The sequence below is a fragment of the Rhizobium sp. SEMIA 4085 genome (genome assembly GCF_013004495.1).
GTDB classification, from domain to species: Bacteria; Pseudomonadota; Alphaproteobacteria; order Rhizobiales; family Rhizobiaceae; genus Rhizobium; species Rhizobium gallicum.
The window spans coordinates 1-16,137 of record NZ_JABEPH010000108.1 but is presented as its reverse complement, the minus strand read 5'-3'; the positions used below and the strand labels follow the sequence as shown (position 1 = coordinate 16,137).

Annotated in this window: 19 protein-coding genes and 1 pseudogene; 7 read left to right on the top strand and 13 right to left on the bottom strand. The window is 60.4% G+C overall.

Going from position 1 to position 16,137, the window contains the following annotated elements:
* Together C9413_RS32700 and C9413_RS13340 are read right to left on the bottom strand one after the other, a co-directional pair.
* A pseudogene (locus tag C9413_RS32700) lies at positions 1–218 on the bottom strand (glycosyltransferase family 1 protein); the annotation flags it as partial.
* Positions 219–224: 6 nt separating this feature from the next.
* A complete protein-coding gene (locus C9413_RS13340; RefSeq protein ID WP_022714777.1) occupies positions 225–800 on the bottom strand; it encodes a polysaccharide biosynthesis/export family protein in 576 nt (191 codons plus the stop codon).
* 193 nt (positions 801–993) lie between these two features.
* Here C9413_RS13340 and C9413_RS13335 point away from each other — a divergent pair, with 193 nt between their 5' ends.
* Entirely contained in the window at positions 994–3,132 is a 2,139-nt protein-coding gene (locus C9413_RS13335) for a Wzz/FepE/Etk N-terminal domain-containing protein (protein ID WP_170250540.1), read from the top strand.
* Here the strand turns inward: C9413_RS13335 and C9413_RS13330 are convergent, their stop codons facing one another.
* On the bottom strand, positions 3,133–4,356 hold the full coding sequence (locus C9413_RS13330) for a GNAT family N-acetyltransferase (protein WP_170250539.1): 1,224 nt from the start codon (positions 4,354–4,356) through the stop codon (positions 3,133–3,135).
* Positions 4,357–4,479: 123 nt separating this feature from the next.
* Complete coding sequence (locus tag C9413_RS13325) at positions 4,480–4,689, bottom strand: DUF2842 domain-containing protein (protein ID WP_022714780.1); 210 nt, start codon at positions 4,687–4,689, stop codon at positions 4,480–4,482.
* Between the two features lie 111 nt (positions 4,690–4,800).
* Between C9413_RS13325 and C9413_RS13320 the strand changes: the two genes are divergently transcribed.
* Positions 4,801–5,904 carry a COX15/CtaA family protein gene (locus C9413_RS13320; RefSeq protein WP_039844534.1) on the top strand — a complete coding sequence of 368 codons (1,104 nt, stop codon included), beginning with the start codon at positions 4,801–4,803 and terminating at the stop codon, positions 5,902–5,904.
* Positions 5,905–5,925: 21 nt separating this feature from the next.
* On the opposite strand, the gene C9413_RS13315 is transcribed toward C9413_RS13320, so the two are convergent.
* From C9413_RS13315 to C9413_RS13300, 4 genes are all read right to left on the bottom strand, one after another.
* Positions 5,926–6,717, bottom strand: a complete 792-nt coding sequence (locus C9413_RS13315) for a sulfite exporter TauE/SafE family protein (RefSeq protein ID WP_039844535.1) — start codon at positions 6,715–6,717, stop codon at positions 5,926–5,928.
* Between the two features lie 21 nt (positions 6,718–6,738).
* Positions 6,739–7,671: an N-acetyl-gamma-glutamyl-phosphate reductase gene (gene argC / locus C9413_RS13310; RefSeq protein ID WP_039844536.1), complete on the bottom strand. Its 933-nt coding sequence runs from the start codon at positions 7,669–7,671 to the stop codon at positions 6,739–6,741.
* A gap of 78 nt (positions 7,672–7,749) precedes the next feature.
* Positions 7,750–8,703, bottom strand: a complete 954-nt coding sequence (gene speB / locus C9413_RS13305; protein ID WP_039844537.1) for an agmatinase — start codon at positions 8,701–8,703, stop codon at positions 7,750–7,752.
* 84 nt (positions 8,704–8,787) lie between these two features.
* A complete protein-coding gene (locus C9413_RS13300) occupies positions 8,788–9,579 on the bottom strand; it encodes a phenylalanine 4-monooxygenase (protein ID WP_039844538.1) in 792 nt (263 codons plus the stop codon).
* Positions 9,580–9,731: 152 nt separating this feature from the next.
* Here C9413_RS13300 and C9413_RS13295 point away from each other — a divergent pair, with 152 nt between their 5' ends.
* Positions 9,732–10,193 carry an Lrp/AsnC family transcriptional regulator gene (locus C9413_RS13295; RefSeq protein WP_039844539.1) on the top strand — a complete coding sequence of 154 codons (462 nt, stop codon included), beginning with the start codon at positions 9,732–9,734 and terminating at the stop codon, positions 10,191–10,193.
* Between the two features lie 74 nt (positions 10,194–10,267).
* On the opposite strand, the gene rpsI is transcribed toward C9413_RS13295, so the two are convergent.
* The 3 genes from rpsI to C9413_RS13280 form a co-directional block, all read right to left on the bottom strand.
* Positions 10,268–10,735, bottom strand: a complete 468-nt coding sequence (gene rpsI, locus C9413_RS13290; protein ID WP_022714787.1) for a 30S ribosomal protein S9 — start codon at positions 10,733–10,735, stop codon at positions 10,268–10,270.
* Positions 10,736–10,737: 2 nt separating this feature from the next.
* Positions 10,738–11,202, bottom strand: a complete 465-nt coding sequence (gene rplM, locus C9413_RS13285) for a 50S ribosomal protein L13 (RefSeq protein ID WP_039844540.1) — start codon at positions 11,200–11,202, stop codon at positions 10,738–10,740.
* A gap of 229 nt (positions 11,203–11,431) precedes the next feature.
* Positions 11,432–11,857: a PaaI family thioesterase gene (locus C9413_RS13280; RefSeq protein ID WP_039844541.1), complete on the bottom strand. Its 426-nt coding sequence runs from the start codon at positions 11,855–11,857 to the stop codon at positions 11,432–11,434.
* A 73-nt stretch (positions 11,858–11,930) separates the two neighbouring features.
* On the opposite strand from C9413_RS13280, the gene C9413_RS13275 reads away from it, so the two are divergent.
* On the top strand, positions 11,931–12,761 hold the full coding sequence (locus C9413_RS13275) for an enoyl-CoA hydratase (protein ID WP_039844542.1): 831 nt from the start codon (positions 11,931–11,933) through the stop codon (positions 12,759–12,761).
* Between the two features lie 296 nt (positions 12,762–13,057).
* On the opposite strand, the gene C9413_RS13270 is transcribed toward C9413_RS13275, so the two are convergent.
* Positions 13,058–13,894: an EamA family transporter gene (locus C9413_RS13270; protein WP_039844543.1), complete on the bottom strand. Its 837-nt coding sequence runs from the start codon at positions 13,892–13,894 to the stop codon at positions 13,058–13,060.
* 49 nt (positions 13,895–13,943) lie between these two features.
* Between C9413_RS13270 and C9413_RS13265 the strand changes: the two genes are divergently transcribed.
* Positions 13,944–14,234, top strand: a complete 291-nt coding sequence (locus C9413_RS13265) for a hypothetical protein (RefSeq protein WP_039844544.1) — start codon at positions 13,944–13,946, stop codon at positions 14,232–14,234.
* 133 nt (positions 14,235–14,367) lie between these two features.
* Here the strand turns inward: C9413_RS13265 and C9413_RS13260 are convergent, their stop codons facing one another.
* A complete protein-coding gene (locus C9413_RS13260) occupies positions 14,368–14,691 on the bottom strand; it encodes a hypothetical protein (protein ID WP_039844545.1) in 324 nt (107 codons plus the stop codon).
* 97 nt (positions 14,692–14,788) lie between these two features.
* Here C9413_RS13260 and C9413_RS13255 point away from each other — a divergent pair, with 97 nt between their 5' ends.
* Positions 14,789–15,217 carry a CoA-binding protein gene (locus tag C9413_RS13255; protein WP_022714794.1) on the top strand — a complete coding sequence of 143 codons (429 nt, stop codon included), beginning with the start codon at positions 14,789–14,791 and terminating at the stop codon, positions 15,215–15,217.
* Between the two features lie 104 nt (positions 15,218–15,321).
* On the top strand, positions 15,322–16,137 hold an 816-nt coding region (locus C9413_RS13250), incomplete at its 3' end, for an aminotransferase class I/II-fold pyridoxal phosphate-dependent enzyme (protein WP_170250538.1).

Sequence of the window (16,137 nt, the reverse complement as noted above, 5' to 3'; positions counted from 1 at the left end):
CGCCGGACCGGTATGCGCGTCGGCCCGAGGGAGAGAAAGGGACGGATATCGTCGAAGCGCCGGTCCTCGTGCCCGCCGCCGGTGGAGCTGTCGCAGAGGATGCCGATCTCATGCCCGGCCGTGCTGTGTTCCTCCACCAGATCGCGGACATGGCGGAATATCCCGCCGACGGGCGATCTGAAACAATGGAGTATACGGAGGGGGCGCTGTTGTGCCATCAGCGATCAGAACAGCCGTTCGCGGACATAGATCGTGTCGCCGGCGATGATTGAGGACGAAATGTTGACGCGTCCGGTCAGCACCTGGCCGTTGATCTTGCGGGTGACGTCGACCGTGCCCTGATTGGCGCGGGAGGTGAAGCCGCCGGCAACGGCGATCGCGTTCTGCACCGTCATGCCCGGCACATAGGAATACTGGCCGGGCTGACCGACTTCTCCCATGATGAAGATGGAACGGTAGCGGTCGACATCGATCGTCACATCGGGATCGCGCAGATAGCCCTGCTGCAACTTCTGGGCGATCTGACCGGAAAGCTGCTGCAGCGTGCGTCCGCGCGCCGGCACCTGTCCGACGAGCGGGAAGGCGATGTAGCCTGCCTGATCGACCATATAGGTATTCGTCATGCTCGGCTGATCGAAAACGGTGATGCGCAGGCGGTCGCCGCTGTCGAGCGTATAGGGCTGGATCGTTGCCTGATTGAAAGCTCTCGGCGCGGGCTTATAGGTGTTGCAACCGCTCAATGCCGCCGTCATGGCGACAAGGCTCAGAGCCAGAAGCGTCTTGGGCTGGACGAAAAGCATCCGCGTTTTGCTCACAGGAAACGAACTCGGTACTGCCGTTATCGATCCGTTAGGGTTAATGGCTGGTAAAAATGCGCCGCATTTTTGCATTTTGCCCGGCCACGCTTCGATTTGCTGATGCGGGGCAACATTAACCGTCGGGTTACTATAGTCGTTTACGCTTCGCACCATGTTTTGTTCTCGGAGTACGAGTATGTCCGGCGTAACGGGTAATCAGGATGTGGACATCGACCTTGGCCAGCTCGTTCGAGCCGTCTGGGCCCGCCGGCTGAAGGTTGTCGCCGTCACGCTGATCGGGGCAGGGGTCGCCTTTGCCGGCGCCAAGATGATCTCGCCGAAATACAGTGCCGAAACGCGTCTGCTGATCGAGCAGCGTGCACCGGCTTTCGCCAACACCCAATCGAACGACGGCAATGCCGGACCGCTGCTCGACGAGTTGAACATTGCGAGCCAAGTTCAGCTTCTGCAGTCCGCCGATATCATCAAGCAGGTCATCAACAGCGAGAAGCTCTATGAGCTGCCTGAATTCGACGATGCCGTCAACGGCTCTGCGCTGAGCGACATCCTTGTGGCACTGCATATCAAGAAGAACCCGCTTGATAATCCGCCTGAAGAGCGCGTGATCGATGCGTTCATCGAGCGCCTTCAGGTCTACCAGGTTCCCGGTTCGCGCGTCATCGGCATCACCTTCACGTCGAGGGATCCGAAGATTGCCGCGCGCATTCCGAATGCCATGGCGAATGTCTATCTCGCGACGCAGAGCGGCGCCAAACTCGATACGAACTCGGAGGCCACCCGTTGGCTCGAGCCGGAAATCGAGAACCTTCGCCAGAAGGTAAACGACGCCGAGCAGAAGGTTGCCGAATACCGCGCCAAGCACGGTCTTCTGCCGACGAACGGAGGCGGGAACTTTCCGCAGCAGCAGCTGAACGATATCTCTGTTGAGCTGACCCGCGTACGCGGCGAAAAGGCGAATGCCGAGGCGCGCGCCCAGTCCGTCCGCAACGCGCTCGCCTCCGGTGAGGCGTCGGATACGTTGCCGGACATCATGTCCTCGCAGTCCATGCAGCGGCTCAAGGCCACTGAGTCGGGCCTCCAGTCGCAGATTTCCGATCTCAGCACGTCGCTGCTCAACAACCATCCGAAGTTGAAGAGCCTGCGAGCGCAGCTTGCAGACATCAAGACGCAGATCCGCCAGGAAACGCAAAAGATCCTGGCCAGCGTAGAGGGCGAAGCGAAGGTCGCCGGCCTTCGTGCTGCCGAACTCGAGCGCCAGTCCGGCACCTTGCGGGCAAACAGCGCCCAGGCGGGCGAAGACGAGGTGGGCCTCAATGCCCTGCAGCGCGAGGCGAACGCCCAGCGCCAACTCCTCGAAACCTACCTCGCGCGCTATCGGGAAGCCGCTTCGCGCGCCGACAGCAATTCGAGTCCGGCGGATGCGCGCATCGTCTCGCGCGCCATCGAGCCTGTCGATCCGTACTTCCCGAAGGTCGTGCCGATCGTTGTCGTCGCTGCCGTCGCGACGTTGATCATGAGTTCGATCGTCATCATGCTCGCGGAACTTTTCAGCGGCCGGGCACTGCGTCCCGTCGACGGCAGCGTCCAGCCGGCTGCGCCGATCGAAGAAAAAACGCAGGCCGCCGCCGCGCCGAAAGCCAAGCGTGACGTCAAGCCCAGCATGCTTTCGGCACCGCTGGAAGAAGAGCCTGCGCACGAGGCGCCTCAATCTTTGGAAGAAGAAAGCGAATTCTCGATCAGCTCTGTCGCCCATTATCTCACGAGCAGCCGGGCAACGCTCGCTGTCGCGATATCGCCGACTGGCGACGACGGTTCCGCGGCGACTGTTTCGCTGGCCCGCGCACTTGCCGACGTCGGTCAGCGCGTGGTCCTGGTCGACATGACCGGCTCCGGCTATCCGACCGAGTTGATGGGCGACGACCCGAATGCGCCGGGCGTCACCGACCTGCTCTGCGGCGCTGCCGCTTTCGGCGAAACGATTCATGGCGACCGTGACTCAGATGCTCATCTGATCCCGCAGGGCATCAGCGACATCCGTCAGGCGATGCGCGGCGCAGACCGGCTTTCGCTGCTGCTCGACGCATTGTCCTCAGCCTATGATCTCGTGATTGTCGAGTGCGGCGCAGCCGATGTTGCCGGCGTCTCCCGCCTGACGCGCAGCAAGGATGTCGAGATCATCCTTTCGATGCCGGACGTGATCGAAGAGGAGTTCGTCTTCGCGATGACGGAATTCGAAAAGGCGGGCTATCAGCGCGTCGGGCTGATGTCCGGCGACGAGACAATTGCGGAGGACCTCCCGCGCCGGGCGGCCTGATCAGACGCCGATCTTTGAACGAGCGCGCTGCGCGAATTTATAGAGGCCGGGCCGAGCCTTGATGTGGGCCTTGCTCCGCGTGATGGCCCGGTGCGCAAGCCCGGCGATCCTTCCCACGAAGGACAGCGGCAGCACTACATCGTGATGATCCGTTTCGATCGGTGCCCAAGAACGTTTGTAGACCTGATCGCCGAGGCCGAAATCGAAGAGGGTGACGCCCTTCCCGTGCAATTTGGAAATCATCTGCCAAAAGAGGAATTCGCCCGGGCTTGCATCCGCCGCAACGCTTTCGTTGATCGAACTGAACTGGCAGATCACGTGATCGCCCTTGCGCGAGATACCGGACAGCGCAGCGATATGCCCTTCGTTTTCGCCCTTGAGGCGGATCGCATGCATCTCGAGCCCGAAATCGTCGCCGCCGCGGATATCGATCAGGCCATGGAGAAAGGTCCGCGTTTCGGCGTCGGCAAAGACGTCGGGCAGCCCGAGTGCCTTGAAGCGCTCGGCCTTCTGAGCGAAGAACTGGTCAAGAAAGGCGTGCTGCTCGCCGGCCGTCCCGCCAGCGACATAGTCGAAGCCGCCGATGGCTTCGAGGCGTTTCGATTGCACCCGGAACTTCTTCCGGCGGCTCTTGGAGTTCAATTGCCTGAGCGTCGCCTCGAAATTTTCAAGCAGCGGCAGCTGATAGGCGTGGTTCTGGTTCTGCACCAATGGCAACAGACCGAGCGGGCTCTTCTGGCCGCGCCACTCCAGCGGGATGTTCTGCAAGAGCAGCAGATCGGCCTTGCCGCGAAGGGCGTGACGAAGGCTCTCGGCGAAGCAGTGCGCATCGAGGTCAACGGCGCGGCGCAGAAAATGCTCCGTGAAAAGTCCAGTATTGATGTTGCTGTGATTGGCGCCGATGAATTTCGCGCCACGCAGCACAAGGGAGCGATCGATTGACACCGGCAGGATACAGCGCGTTTCGGGCCCGCAGACCCCCCGCAAAATGGCGAGCGGCCGCCGATAGGCGCCGACCCAGCTAGGGCACCAGTCATAGCCCTGATGGAGAGACGTCAAATTGTCGAGCTCCAAAGCGCGCCAATCCTTTTCCAGCGGCGCCATCGTGTCGAAGACAGTGACATCGAGTTCCGCGCTCAGCGAGCGAGGGCTCGCAATGCCTGCCTCGGCTTTCGCCGCTTCGTCGAGCGGTCGTTGATGGGCATCGAGCTTTTGCGTCTGCACGGGTCTTCTCCGGTCAAGATGGCTTGGCCGGAAGCATAAAGGGCGAGTGCCTTCATTTGGCTTAAATGCAAGAGGGCAGAGCGTCTTTTCCGCGGATCAGGGTTATTCCGGCGTTAACGGCGTTCACTTCTGCCGCGGACCGGCCATCCATTTGATGATCAGCATCGCCGGCAGGACCCAGACAAGGCCCGTCACCGAGAAATAGAGGAGGTGGACCCACCACGACGATTCCCCAAGTGTCGCGACGGCAATCGTGTTCGCCAAAAGCGCATAAAGAAGCACGAGAACGACGATGAGGATCGTGCCGATGAATTTGCGCAAGCGGACGGGCATGAAATCTCTTTCCGGAGTAGGTGGACCCGCGCGACGGCATGCCGCAACAGTTCGGGGCTTGTTTTGCATGAGCCGTTGGGGCAAATCAACTGCCGGAAAGAAGGAACAATCATGGCCGTCGCGAACTTGACCACGCAACAGGCGATCTTGAGCGAGGTCCGCAGGTTGGACCGGAACCGCCGCGCACTGCGCATGTGGCTGGGTATCGTGCTCCTCGCGCTCGTCTGTCTCGTGCTCGTCGGCGGCGCGACGCGTCTTACCAATTCCGGCCTTTCGATCACGGAATGGAAGCCGATCCACGGCGTCATTCCGCCGCTCACTGCCGCTGAATGGGAGGAAGAATTCAAGCTCTACCAGCGCATTCCCGAATTCCAGCAGCTAAACAGCGACATGACTGTGGAAGATTTCAAGACCATCTTCTGGTGGGAATGGGCGCACCGGCTGATCGCCCGCGGGATCGGCGTTATCTTCGCTTTGCCGCTTGCCTTTTTCTGGCTGACGGGCATGGTCGAACGGCGGCTGCGCTGGCCGCTCGCCGGCATCCTGGGGCTCGGAAGCCTGCAGGGTTTCATCGGCTGGTGGATGGTCTCGTCTGGCCTTTCGGTGCGGACCGATGTCAGCCAGCATCGCCTCGCGGCGCACCTCGTCATGGCCTGTCTGATTTTCGCCGCCTGCATGTGGATCATGCGCGGCCTTTCCCCGCATTCGAACGACGCCGCGCCTACTGAAGGCTCGCGGGCGTGGGCGGCGATAATTGCCATTTTCGCGCTCTTCCAGATCTATCTCGGCGCGCTGGTGGCCGGTCTTGATGCCGGCTTCGCCTACAATACCTGGCCGCTGATGGACGGCGCGATCATCCCCTTCGATCTTCTCATCCAAAAGCCCGCCTGGATCAATTTCTTCGAAAACCCGAAGACCGTTCAATTCATCCATCGCGCCGGCGCCTACGTGCTCTTCGCGCTCGCTTTCATCAATATGATGGTTGCGCTCCGCGCAGCGCCCCAAACCACCCACGCCCGCCGCGCTGTCGTGCTCTTCGCGCTCGTCACGCTGCAGGCCGCAGTCGGCATCGCCACGCTCCTTCTGCAGGTCCCGCTTCATTGGGGCCTTTTACATCAGGCAGGCGCCCTGATCGTCTTGGGCTTTGCCGTCGCCAATTGGCGCGGCTTCTACGGTGAGTTTGCGCACGACACGATGATTGCGGAAAGGGACTGAGGAGGAGGTTGCCTCAGGAGCTTACCGCAAAATCCCGTCGAGCGCTGGCATGCCGATGATGGCGGCCGCGGCGATGAGCAGATAGCAGATCAGCCGGAACGTGCTCTCCTTCGCCAAGCCGAACAGCTTCGAGCCGCCATAGAGGCCGAGCGCATAGCCTGGCAGGATGACGAGCGTCAGAGCAAAGACGGCCTGCACGAAAAGCCCTCCGGCATAATAGCTGATCGCGCTGAAGGAGGTGGAGATCGAGAAGTAGAGGATGACATTTGCCCGGACGCGGGTGAACCCGCTCTTGCCGCCGAGCCAATAGGCAACGACCGGCGGGCCGCCAAGCTGTGCCGCGCCGCTGAAAAGACCGGCGATAAGGCCAATCCCGGCACTGAGCGGCGCGCGCGGCTCGCCTTGATGGCGCCAGCCGGACACGAGGAGCGCCAGCAGCGATATAGCCACGGCGGTGATGATCCAGCGGAGCGTCAAGGTATCCATCAGCGCAAGTGCAACTGTGCCCGCGGGAACGCCGAGAGCCGCGCCGATCGCCATCGCGAAGACTTCACGCCGGTCGGCGCTGCGCCAGGCAGGCGGGATCATGCCAAGTGTCGCAAGCCCGTCGATGAGAAGCAAAACGGGAGAAATCAACTTCGGGCCGACAATCGCACCGCCAAGCGGAATGAAGATCAGCGCCGCCCCGAAGCCCGAAAAGCCGCGCGCGAGTCCGGCAATGAAGGCAAAGAAGATTAGCGCATAGATGCCGTGATCCGGCAACGCAGCGGAAAACCATTCAGCAACGCCGGCCGAAAGCGTATCGATCGGCATGTCCTTGGGGCTCCGGAAGGTTTACGAGGCGAGCATCAGGTCCATGTTTTGGACGGCCGCACCCGAGGCGCCCTTGCCAAGATTGTCGAGCAGAGCGACGAGGTTGACCTGACTGGCGCCCGGCGTGCCGAACACGAAGAGCTTCATCGTGTCCTTACCGGCAAGCTCCACGGCATCGATACGGGCAAGTGTGCGACTCGTTTCGAGCGGAACGACCGTGACGATATCCTGACCGGCATAATGCGCTGTCAGGGCCGCATGGATGCTTTCGAGCGTCGCATCGCCCGAGAGACCGTCGAGATGCAGCGGCACCTGGACGATCATCCCCTGCGCGAACTTGCCGACCGAAGGCGAGAAGATTGGCGCTCGGTCGAGCAGGCCATGGATTTTCATCTCCGGCACATGCTTGTGTGTCAGCGGCAGGCCATAGAGGAAATGCGGCGCGGTGATTGCATCGTCGCGGCTTTGGTCTTCGATCTGCGCGATCATCTGCTTGCCGCCGCCGGTATAGCCGGAGACCGCATTGACGGTGACTGGATAGCCGTCCGGCAGAATGCCTGCAGCGCGCAACGGCCGGATGAGGCCGATGGCGCCCGTCGGGTAGCAGCCGGGGTTTGCGACAAAACGCGCGGCCCTGATCTTTTCGGCCTGCTCCTTGTCCATTTCGGCAAAGCCGTAAGCCCAGCCGGGATTGACGCGGAAGGCGGTCGACGTGTCGATAACGCGCACATTGTTGTTCGCCGAAACCATCTGGACGGCTGCCTTCGACGCGTCGTCGGGCAGGCAGAGGATGGCGATGTCGGCGCTGTTCAGCAGGTCCTCGCGCATCGCGGCATTGCGGCGTTCAGCCTCCGGAATGGACAGAAGCTCGACATCGCGGCGGCCGGCCATGCGCGTGCGGATCTGCAGACCCGTTGTGCCGTGTTCGCCATCGATGAAGATTTTCGGTGCCATGATAATCCTGCGCTTTCAATGAGTTCGGGTTGCTTCCGGAATCAGTGTGCCATGAAGTTGAATCAGTTTGATAACGGCCTAGCGTGCCGCTGCGTGCCGCTCGGCGCGGAGCCCCAGCATATACATCGCGACCGTCGCCCCTGCAATGGCGGTGATATCGGCGTGATCATAAGGCGGCGAGACCTCGACCACGTCTGCGCCGCGGATATCGAGCTGCTGCAGGCGTTGCAGGACCGAAAGGATCTTGGCGCTCGACGGCCCGCCCGCTACTGGCGTGCCGGTGCCTGGCGTATAGGCCGGATCGAGGCAGTCGATATCGAAGGTCAGATAGGCCGGAGCGTCCTTGGTGTGCGAGACTATTGCCGAAGCGATCTCAGCGGCATTCATTTCTTCGACCTGGTGGCCGTAGAGGATGCGAATGCCGAAATCCTCCGGCGCGTGGGTGCGGATGCCGATCTGGATGGAGCGGTCCGGGTCGATGATGCCGTCGCGGGCCGCGCGTGCGACGAAGGAGCCGTGATCGATCCGCCGGTTGTCGTCGAGCCACGTATCCTGATGCGCGTCGAACTGCACCAGCGCCAACGGACCGTGCCTGGCCGCATGCGCCTTGAGGATCGGCCATGTGATATAGTGGTCGCCGCCAAGCGTGAGGAGGAAGGCGCCGCTGTCAAGAATCGTATTCGCCTGCCGCTCGATTGCCGCCGGCGTCTCCTGGTGATTGCCGTAGTCAAGCAGGCAGTCGCCGTAGTCGATCACCGCCATTTCGGCGAAGAGATCGCGATTGAAGGGATATTGCGGATCGTTGTCGAAGATCGCCGAGGCGCGACGGATCGCCTGCGGCCCGAAGCGCGTTCCCGGCCGGTTGGAGGTTGCCGCATCGAAGGGAATACCCCAGACGACGACGTCGGCGCCTGTCAGAACCTTGGTGAACCGACGCCGCATGAAGGAGAGCGCTCCGGCAAAGGTTGGATCAGTGGCCGAGGATGTGAGGCTGGTCGCCATAAAAGCGTGATCGATCGACTTTTCTGCCATGGCGGCCCTCCATCACATGTTGGCGGGACGTTGGACAATCACGGCTGACAAGGCAAGCCCCGAACGAAACGAAATTCCTGTCGCTCAGGACGCCTTGGCTTCGAATGCCGGCGGGAAGTCGCCGAGAGCCTTGGCCTCGTTGATGCGTGCACCGATATCTTCCTCGATGATCGACTCCAACTGCGAAAAGCTGTCGATCACGTAATAAATCGGCTGGACGATATCGATCCGGTAAGGCGTTCTCAGCGCCGTCATAAGGTCGAAAGGCCGGAATTCGCATGCCTTGCCTTCCATTGCCGCCCGCGTCTCGTTGGGCGAAGAGACGATACCGGCGCCGAAGCAGCGGCGTCCCTGCGGCGTGTTGATGAGGCCGAATTCCACAGTAAACCAGAAAATCCGAAACAGATGCCAGGAGTACCCCTTGCCAAGGCCGACGGCCTTTTCGCCGAAGCGGCGGACGAAATTGGCGTAGCTCTGGTTGGTCAGGAGCGGACAGTGGCCGAACACCTCGTGGAAGATATCCGGCTCTTCGATATAATCGATATGCTCGCGGCGCCGGATGAACGTCGCCAGCGGAAACTTGGCCTGCGAAAGCAATTCATAGAAGCGCGACGGCGGGATGAGAGCAGGGACGCCTTCCACGCCGAAGCCGGTGGTTTCGTTAAGACGCCGATTGACGTCGCGAAGCTGCGGAACCTTTTCCGGCTTCAGCCCGAGGGTCTTCACGCCGTCCAGATATTCCCGGCAGGCCTTGTCGGCGAGCAGCGTCATCTGGCGCTGATAGAGCTCGCTCCAGATTTTGTCTTCTTCAGCGGTGTAGTGATAGATGCCGTTCGCATCCGGCAGGTTCGCCGTGTAGGTGCTTTCCTTGGTCATGAGCGGCCTCCCGGTCTCTGATCCAATGAGCCGGGCGATTCCGACCTCCGGCTGTCATGTCACCATTATATCCCTGGGAATGCGGGTAAACATTTCAGCATTGCCGGATTATGGTTGGAAAATGGGAGAATAATCCATGAGGAGGGGTAAGAATGAAAGAAAATTTGAAGGCCGCCCGCAAGCTCCTGCAGCTTGTGCAGGCCGGCAGCAGTCTGTCGCTCGCCGAGCTGGCGGAAAAGGCCGGCATGTCGCAAAGCACCGCCTGGCGCAAGATGCAGGAACTCGAGACGGAAGGCGTCATTCGCAAGCGTGTGGCGCTCCTCGATCCGGCAAAGCTCGATCTCAAGCTCTGCATCATCGCCCATGTAACCTTGGAGGATCACCACGAAGAGGCGATCGAGGCCTTTGCCGCCGCAGTGCGCGACCGGCCCGAGATCATGGAATGCTATGCGCTATCGGGGACGTTCGACTATATGCTGAAGATCAGGGCGCGCGACGTCGAAGCCTACGAGGCTTTCATGACGCGGTACCTGATGCGCAATCCACATGTGCGCAATGTGGTGTCGAGCTTCGTCCTGCGCGAACTGAAGTCGACGACAGAGCTGCCGATCTGAGGACCGGTTGCCGGCGATGGCAAAGAAAAGGCCGGGAAAGACCCGGCCTTTGCAAAATCCGTATTCTGAAGCGATTAGCGCTTCGAGAACTGGAACGAACGGCGGGCCTTGGCCTTGCCGTACTTCTTACGCTCGACGACGCGGCTGTCGCGGGTCAGGAAGCCGCCCTTCTTGAGCACGCCGCGAAGGCCCGGCTCGAAGTAGGTGAGTGCCTTCGAGAGACCGTGACGAACGGCACCGGCCTGGCCGGAAAGACCGCCGCCTGCAACCGTTGCAACGATGTCGAACTGGCCGTCGCGGGCTGCAGCGACGATCGGCTGACGCAGGATCATCTGCAGGACCGGACGGGCGAAGTATGCCGTGAAGTCCTTGCCGTTGACGGTGATCTTGCCGGAGCCGGCCTTGAGCCAAACGCGGGCTACGGCATCCTTACGCTTGCCGGTCGCATAGGAGCGGCCAAGCGAATCGACCTTGCGGACGTGAACCGGAGCAGCTGCTTCCGACGACGTGCCGAGGTCCTTCAGGGAAGAGAGGTCAGCCATTATCAGGCGCTCCTTACGTTCTTCTTGTTCAGCTTGGCGACGTCGAGGACGATCGGCTGCTGTGCTTCATGGGGATGGTTGGAACCGGAGTAGACGCGGAGGTTCTTCATCTGGCGACGGCCGAGCGGACCACGCGGGACCATGCGCTCGACGGCCTTCTCGAGGACGCGCTCCGGGAAGCGGCCTTCGATGATCTGGCGAGCGGTGCGCTCCTTGATGCCGCCGGCATAACCGGTGTGCCAGTAGTAGACCTTGTCGGAATACTTCTTGCCGGTGAAAACGACCTTGTCGGCATTGATGACGATAACGTTGTCACCGTCGTCAACGTGAGGCGTGAAGGTTGCCTTGTGCTTGCCGCGCAGACGCATGGCGATGAGTGAAGCGAGGCGGCCAACGACAAGCCCTTCGGCGTCGATGATCACCCACTTCTTCTCCACCTCTGCAGGCTTCTGGGAGAAGGTTGCCATAGTAATTCTCTCTTTTGGATCCCTGAGCCCGAGGGCGAAGGGCGTTTCTTGTTGCTTGGTTTGACGCACCTGGAAGCGCGCCAAAAAGAAAGCAGCCCGGAAAGGCTGCGTTTCTGGCGCGGTGTATAGAGGGAAAGGTCTTAATGGTCAATATCACCTGTTTGCGCCACTGTAAAAAATACTAAACAAAATCAATAAGTTAGCGATGTGGTAATATGATACCGTACTTTTATCGCGGTGGAATCGAATAAGTTGCCGTCGCATGGGCCACCAACTCGGCCGGATTTTCCTGAAAGATGGCGGCGTCGATAACGGCGAGCCGCTTTCCGAGCTTGAGGATCCGGCAGGTGCAGGTCGTCGGCTGCGGCTTCGGCAGGCGCAGGAAATTGATGTTGAGGCTGGTCGTGACGGCAAGTGCGACCGGGCCGATATGGGCAAGCACCGCTGCATAGGCGGTGACGTCCGCCAGCGTGAAGAGGGCAGGACCGGACACGGTGCCGCCAGGGCGCAGATGCCTTTTTGACGGATCGAACCGCGTCGAGACACTGCCGGGCGTAATGTCCGTCACGGTAAAGACGCGCCCGTCCGTGTGGATCTGCGGGAAATCGGTCTCCAGAAACTGGTGGACCTCCTCGATCGTCATGACCGGCTGCATCGCTTCTCCTCGAAATTGCCGATAGCTTGTGACAGAACTGTTAGCACGAAATCGCAATGTAAGGAGTTAGACAATGGCCGAAGTCGTATCCTTCCGGAAGGGCGCAAACGAGGATGGGAGCGTCCTCGTTACCCGCTCGCTTGCCGATGGCGTGCTGCGACTCACGCTCAACAACCCGCCGGCGAACGTGCTTTCGATCGCGGTGATGGAACTGTTGATGGGCGAGCTTCAGAAAGCCGCTGAAGACGGCGAAGTCCGCGTAGTGGTCATCGCCTCGACCGGCGATGTGTTCTCTGCGGGTCACGATCTCAAGGAGATGACGGAGCATCGTGCCGATGCCGATGGCGGGGTGGCCTTCTTTGAGGAGACATTTGCGCTTGCAGCCGATCTCATGCTGGAGATCACCCGCCTCCCGAAACCGGTGATCGCGCAGATCGACGGGCTTGCGACGGCAGCCGGCTGCCAGCTCGTCGTCTCCTGCGACCTTGCGATCTGTACCGACACCGCGACCTTCTGCACACCTGGCGTCAATATTGGGTTGTTCTGCTCGACGCCAATGGTCGCCGTTACGCGCGCCGCGCACCGGAAGCAGGCGATGGAAATGCTGCTGACCGGCGAAACGATCGATGCTTCGACCGCCAAGGACTTCGGCCTCGTCAACCGGATCGTACCCAAGCAGTATCTGACGCAGGTCGTGAGCAAATACGCTTCGGTCATCGCTTCGAAATCACCCTTGACGCTGAAGATCGGCAAGGAGGCCTTCTACCGCCAGCTCGAAATGCAGACAGAAGAGGCATACAGCCACGCGGCCCAGGTGATGGTCGACAACATGCTGACTGCAGACGCGGAAGAGGGCATCGGCGCGTTTCTTGCAAAACGGGTGCCGAGTTGGACCGGCGAGTAGCGCGCTCGACATTCTGCGGGACGAGCAGCCAGGGCCAAATGCTAGTCGTGCTCACTATGCGAAATCGCTGGACGATTTAAGCTAAAATCTGTTGGACTGCATAAATTGAGCTGCGATCGGAAAGATCAGTGGGCAATGACAATCAATGGCCCTTGGCGTCAATGCCTTCGCTTCGAAGAAGGGAAACGATCCGCAGCTTTGGCTCAATCTGCAATCTGCTTGCGATCTGGCTATTGCAGAACGTGAGAAGGGCGAGCGGATTTCAAACGAGGTTATTCCAGCGCGCGGCGTAGTTCTTACCCGAGCTTCAGGATCAGTCCGCCGCTCGCGATGATCACGCCTGCGAGATAACGCCATGGGCTGGCTTTCTCCTTCAGGACCAGCACTGAAATGATGAGCGCGAAGAGAATCGACGTTTCCCGCAGCGCGGCGACGGTGGCGACGGGCGCCTTGGTCATGGCCCAGAGGGCGAAGCCGTAGGAGGCGATCGAACCGGTGCCGCCAATCAGACCGCGCCACCAATTGTAGCGGACATGCACCGCGACCGCGAGAAGGCCGCGGCGCGAGATCGCCCATGCAAAGAGCAGCACCGGCGGCAGCAGCGCCATCCACAGCGTATAGGACACCGCATTGCCGGAGACGCGTGCGCCGATGCCGTCGACATAAGTATAGGTAGCGATGACGCAGGCATTGACGAGCGCGAGCATGATGGCATGTTTGCTGCCGCGCCGCGCCTCGAAGGCAAGGGTCAGAATGCCGGCGCAGATCGTCATCGTGCCGATGAGCGCGCCGCCCGAAAGGCTTTCGTTCAACACGAAGCCGCTTGTGGCGGTGATGAGGAGCGGCGCGCAGCCGCGCATCAGCGGATAGACGAGGCCGATATCGCCTGCGCGGTAAGCGGCCGCGACCAATTGAAAATACGCAAATTGCAGGACGGCCGACGCGCCGATGAAGGGCCAGGCCGTTGGCTGCGGCAGCGGCAGAAAGGGCAGGAACGGCAGCGCCGCCACCGCCCCGCCGGCCGAAACAAGCGCCGCGTCCAGCGATTTGTTGGTCCCCGCCTTGATGATCGCATTCCAAGTCGCATGCAGGAATGCACCGAAGAGAACGAGCAGAATGACGTCGAGGGGCACGATGCGGACCGGAATGGGAGAAGGGGAAGGCTAGTTGGGGAGAATGGGTATGAGCCGTGTTGATGCGAAAATCAATCTTGCGAGCGGATTTTGCAACCGGTGGCTGGTCTCCTGCTTGAAAATGAGAATCGTCATGCTCGGTTCCGGCGCTAACGAGCAGTACCTCCGGGGCGTAGCCCACGCGCTCGAAATACGTTTATTTTGGCTGCGTACACTCAACTATGAGGTGTTTCTAATAGACCCAAGAACGAAAAAGGAACAAAAAGAATACAAAAGAAGTTTAATAGATGATAACATTTCTCCGCTTAGTCCATTCTCGATTTATACTTCTGTAATATAGAGATTGTTCTATAATTTTGCTATATCCATTTTGATGCAAACCCAAGTAGCAATTCGAACCGCTTCTGATATACAAAGGCCGGAAGCTGCGTGTTTCCGGCTCTTGCGAAATCGTTTTCGCGTCCGAACGCCTGCTACAGGGAGTGGTTTGGTATGAAGAACATCCCGTCAAGATTGTCGATACTCTGGCAGTTGAGGACCGGGCAGGACCGGTCGTCTCTGGTCGGTATGTTCTTCCACTCCGCATATTCGTTAGCGTCGCAGTACCGACTGTTGCGGACGTAGCGATCGTAAAGCGGAAGGCCGCGCGGCGAGGTCCAGCGGAAGATGACGGCGCCTTGATTGTGGATTGCGGCGCGGGCACTTTGGCAGGTCATGGACATCGGATTGTAGCGGGAGATCGCCAGCGATGGTGAGGCCGCAAGGACAAGTGCTGCGGTGAGAGCGAGTTTTTTCATGGGTTGTTCCTCCTTGGGAACCCGGATGCCTATATATACGCCCGAAGGAACTGTCAGTTTCAACTCTCTGCAAATAATGTCGACTGGAGGAAAGCTGATGAATCACGACCGTTATCCGGACGATTACATTGCCGGAATTTTGAACTCCGTGAAGACGATCGCGCTGACCGGGGCGTCGCCCAATCCGGCCCGGCCGAGCAACGGCGTGATGGGCTATCTCCTGTCGCGCGGCTACAATGTCATTCCCGTCAACCCCGGGCAGGCAGGCAAGCAGATCCAGGGCCAGCTCGTCTATGCCCGGCTTGCCGATATCCCGGTGCCGGTCGATATGGTCGACGTCTTCCGCGCCTCGGAATATCTCCATGGTGTCGTTGATGAAGCTCTGGCTCTTCCCTTGCGGCCGAAGGTGATTTGGTCGCAGCTCGGCGTGCGCGACGATGCCGCCGCAGCGAAGGCGGAGGAAGCTGGCATAAAAGTTGTGATGGACCGCTGCCCGGCAATCGAAATCCCGCGCCTTGCCGCGTGAGTGCACGGATTTTTCTCCAGACGCCCGGTGGTTGAAACGCAAAGCGATTAACATTTGCGGATCGTAGTCTATGCTCCCGCCATCGATAGCGACGGGAGGACGACATGGCGACGAGCGATCCGGGTTTCAACACGCTGGCAATCCATGCCGGTGCGCAGCCGGATCCGGCGACGGGCGCGCGGATAACGCCGATCTATCAGACGACAGCCTTCGTCTTTAACGATTCCGATCACGCGGCCTCGCTCTTTGGCCTGCAGGCCTTCGGCAATATCTATACGCGCATCATGAACCCGACGCAGGCAGTGCTGGAAGAGCGCGTGGCAGCCCTTGAAGGCGGCACGGCAGCGCTTGCCGTGGCTTCGGGTCACGCCGCGCAGGTCATCGTCTTTCATACGATCATGCGTCCGGGCGAGAATTTCGTCGCGGCCAGGCAGCTCTACGGCGGCTCGGTCAATCAGTTCGGCAATGCCTTCGGGAATTTCGGCTGGCAGGTGCGCTGGGCCGATTCCCTCGATCCGGCAAGTTTTGAAAGCCAGATCGATGAGAAGACGCGGGCGATCTTCATCGAAAGCCTGGCCAATCCCGGCGGCACGTTCGTCGACATCGCGGCGATTGCCGAGGTGGCCCACAGGTACGGCCTGCCACTTATCGTCGACAACACGATGGCCACGCCTTACCTCATTCGGCCGATCGAGCATGGCGCCGACATCGTCGTGCATTCGCTGACGAAGTTCCTCGGCGGCCATGGCAATTCCATGGGCGGCATCATCGTCGATGGCGGCACCTTCGACTGGTCAAAGTCCGGCAACTATCCTATGCTGTCCACGCCGCGCCCGGAATATAACGGCATGGTGCTGCATTCGACCTTCGGCAATTTCGCCTTCGCAATCGCCGCCCGCGTGCTCGGCCTTCGCGACCTC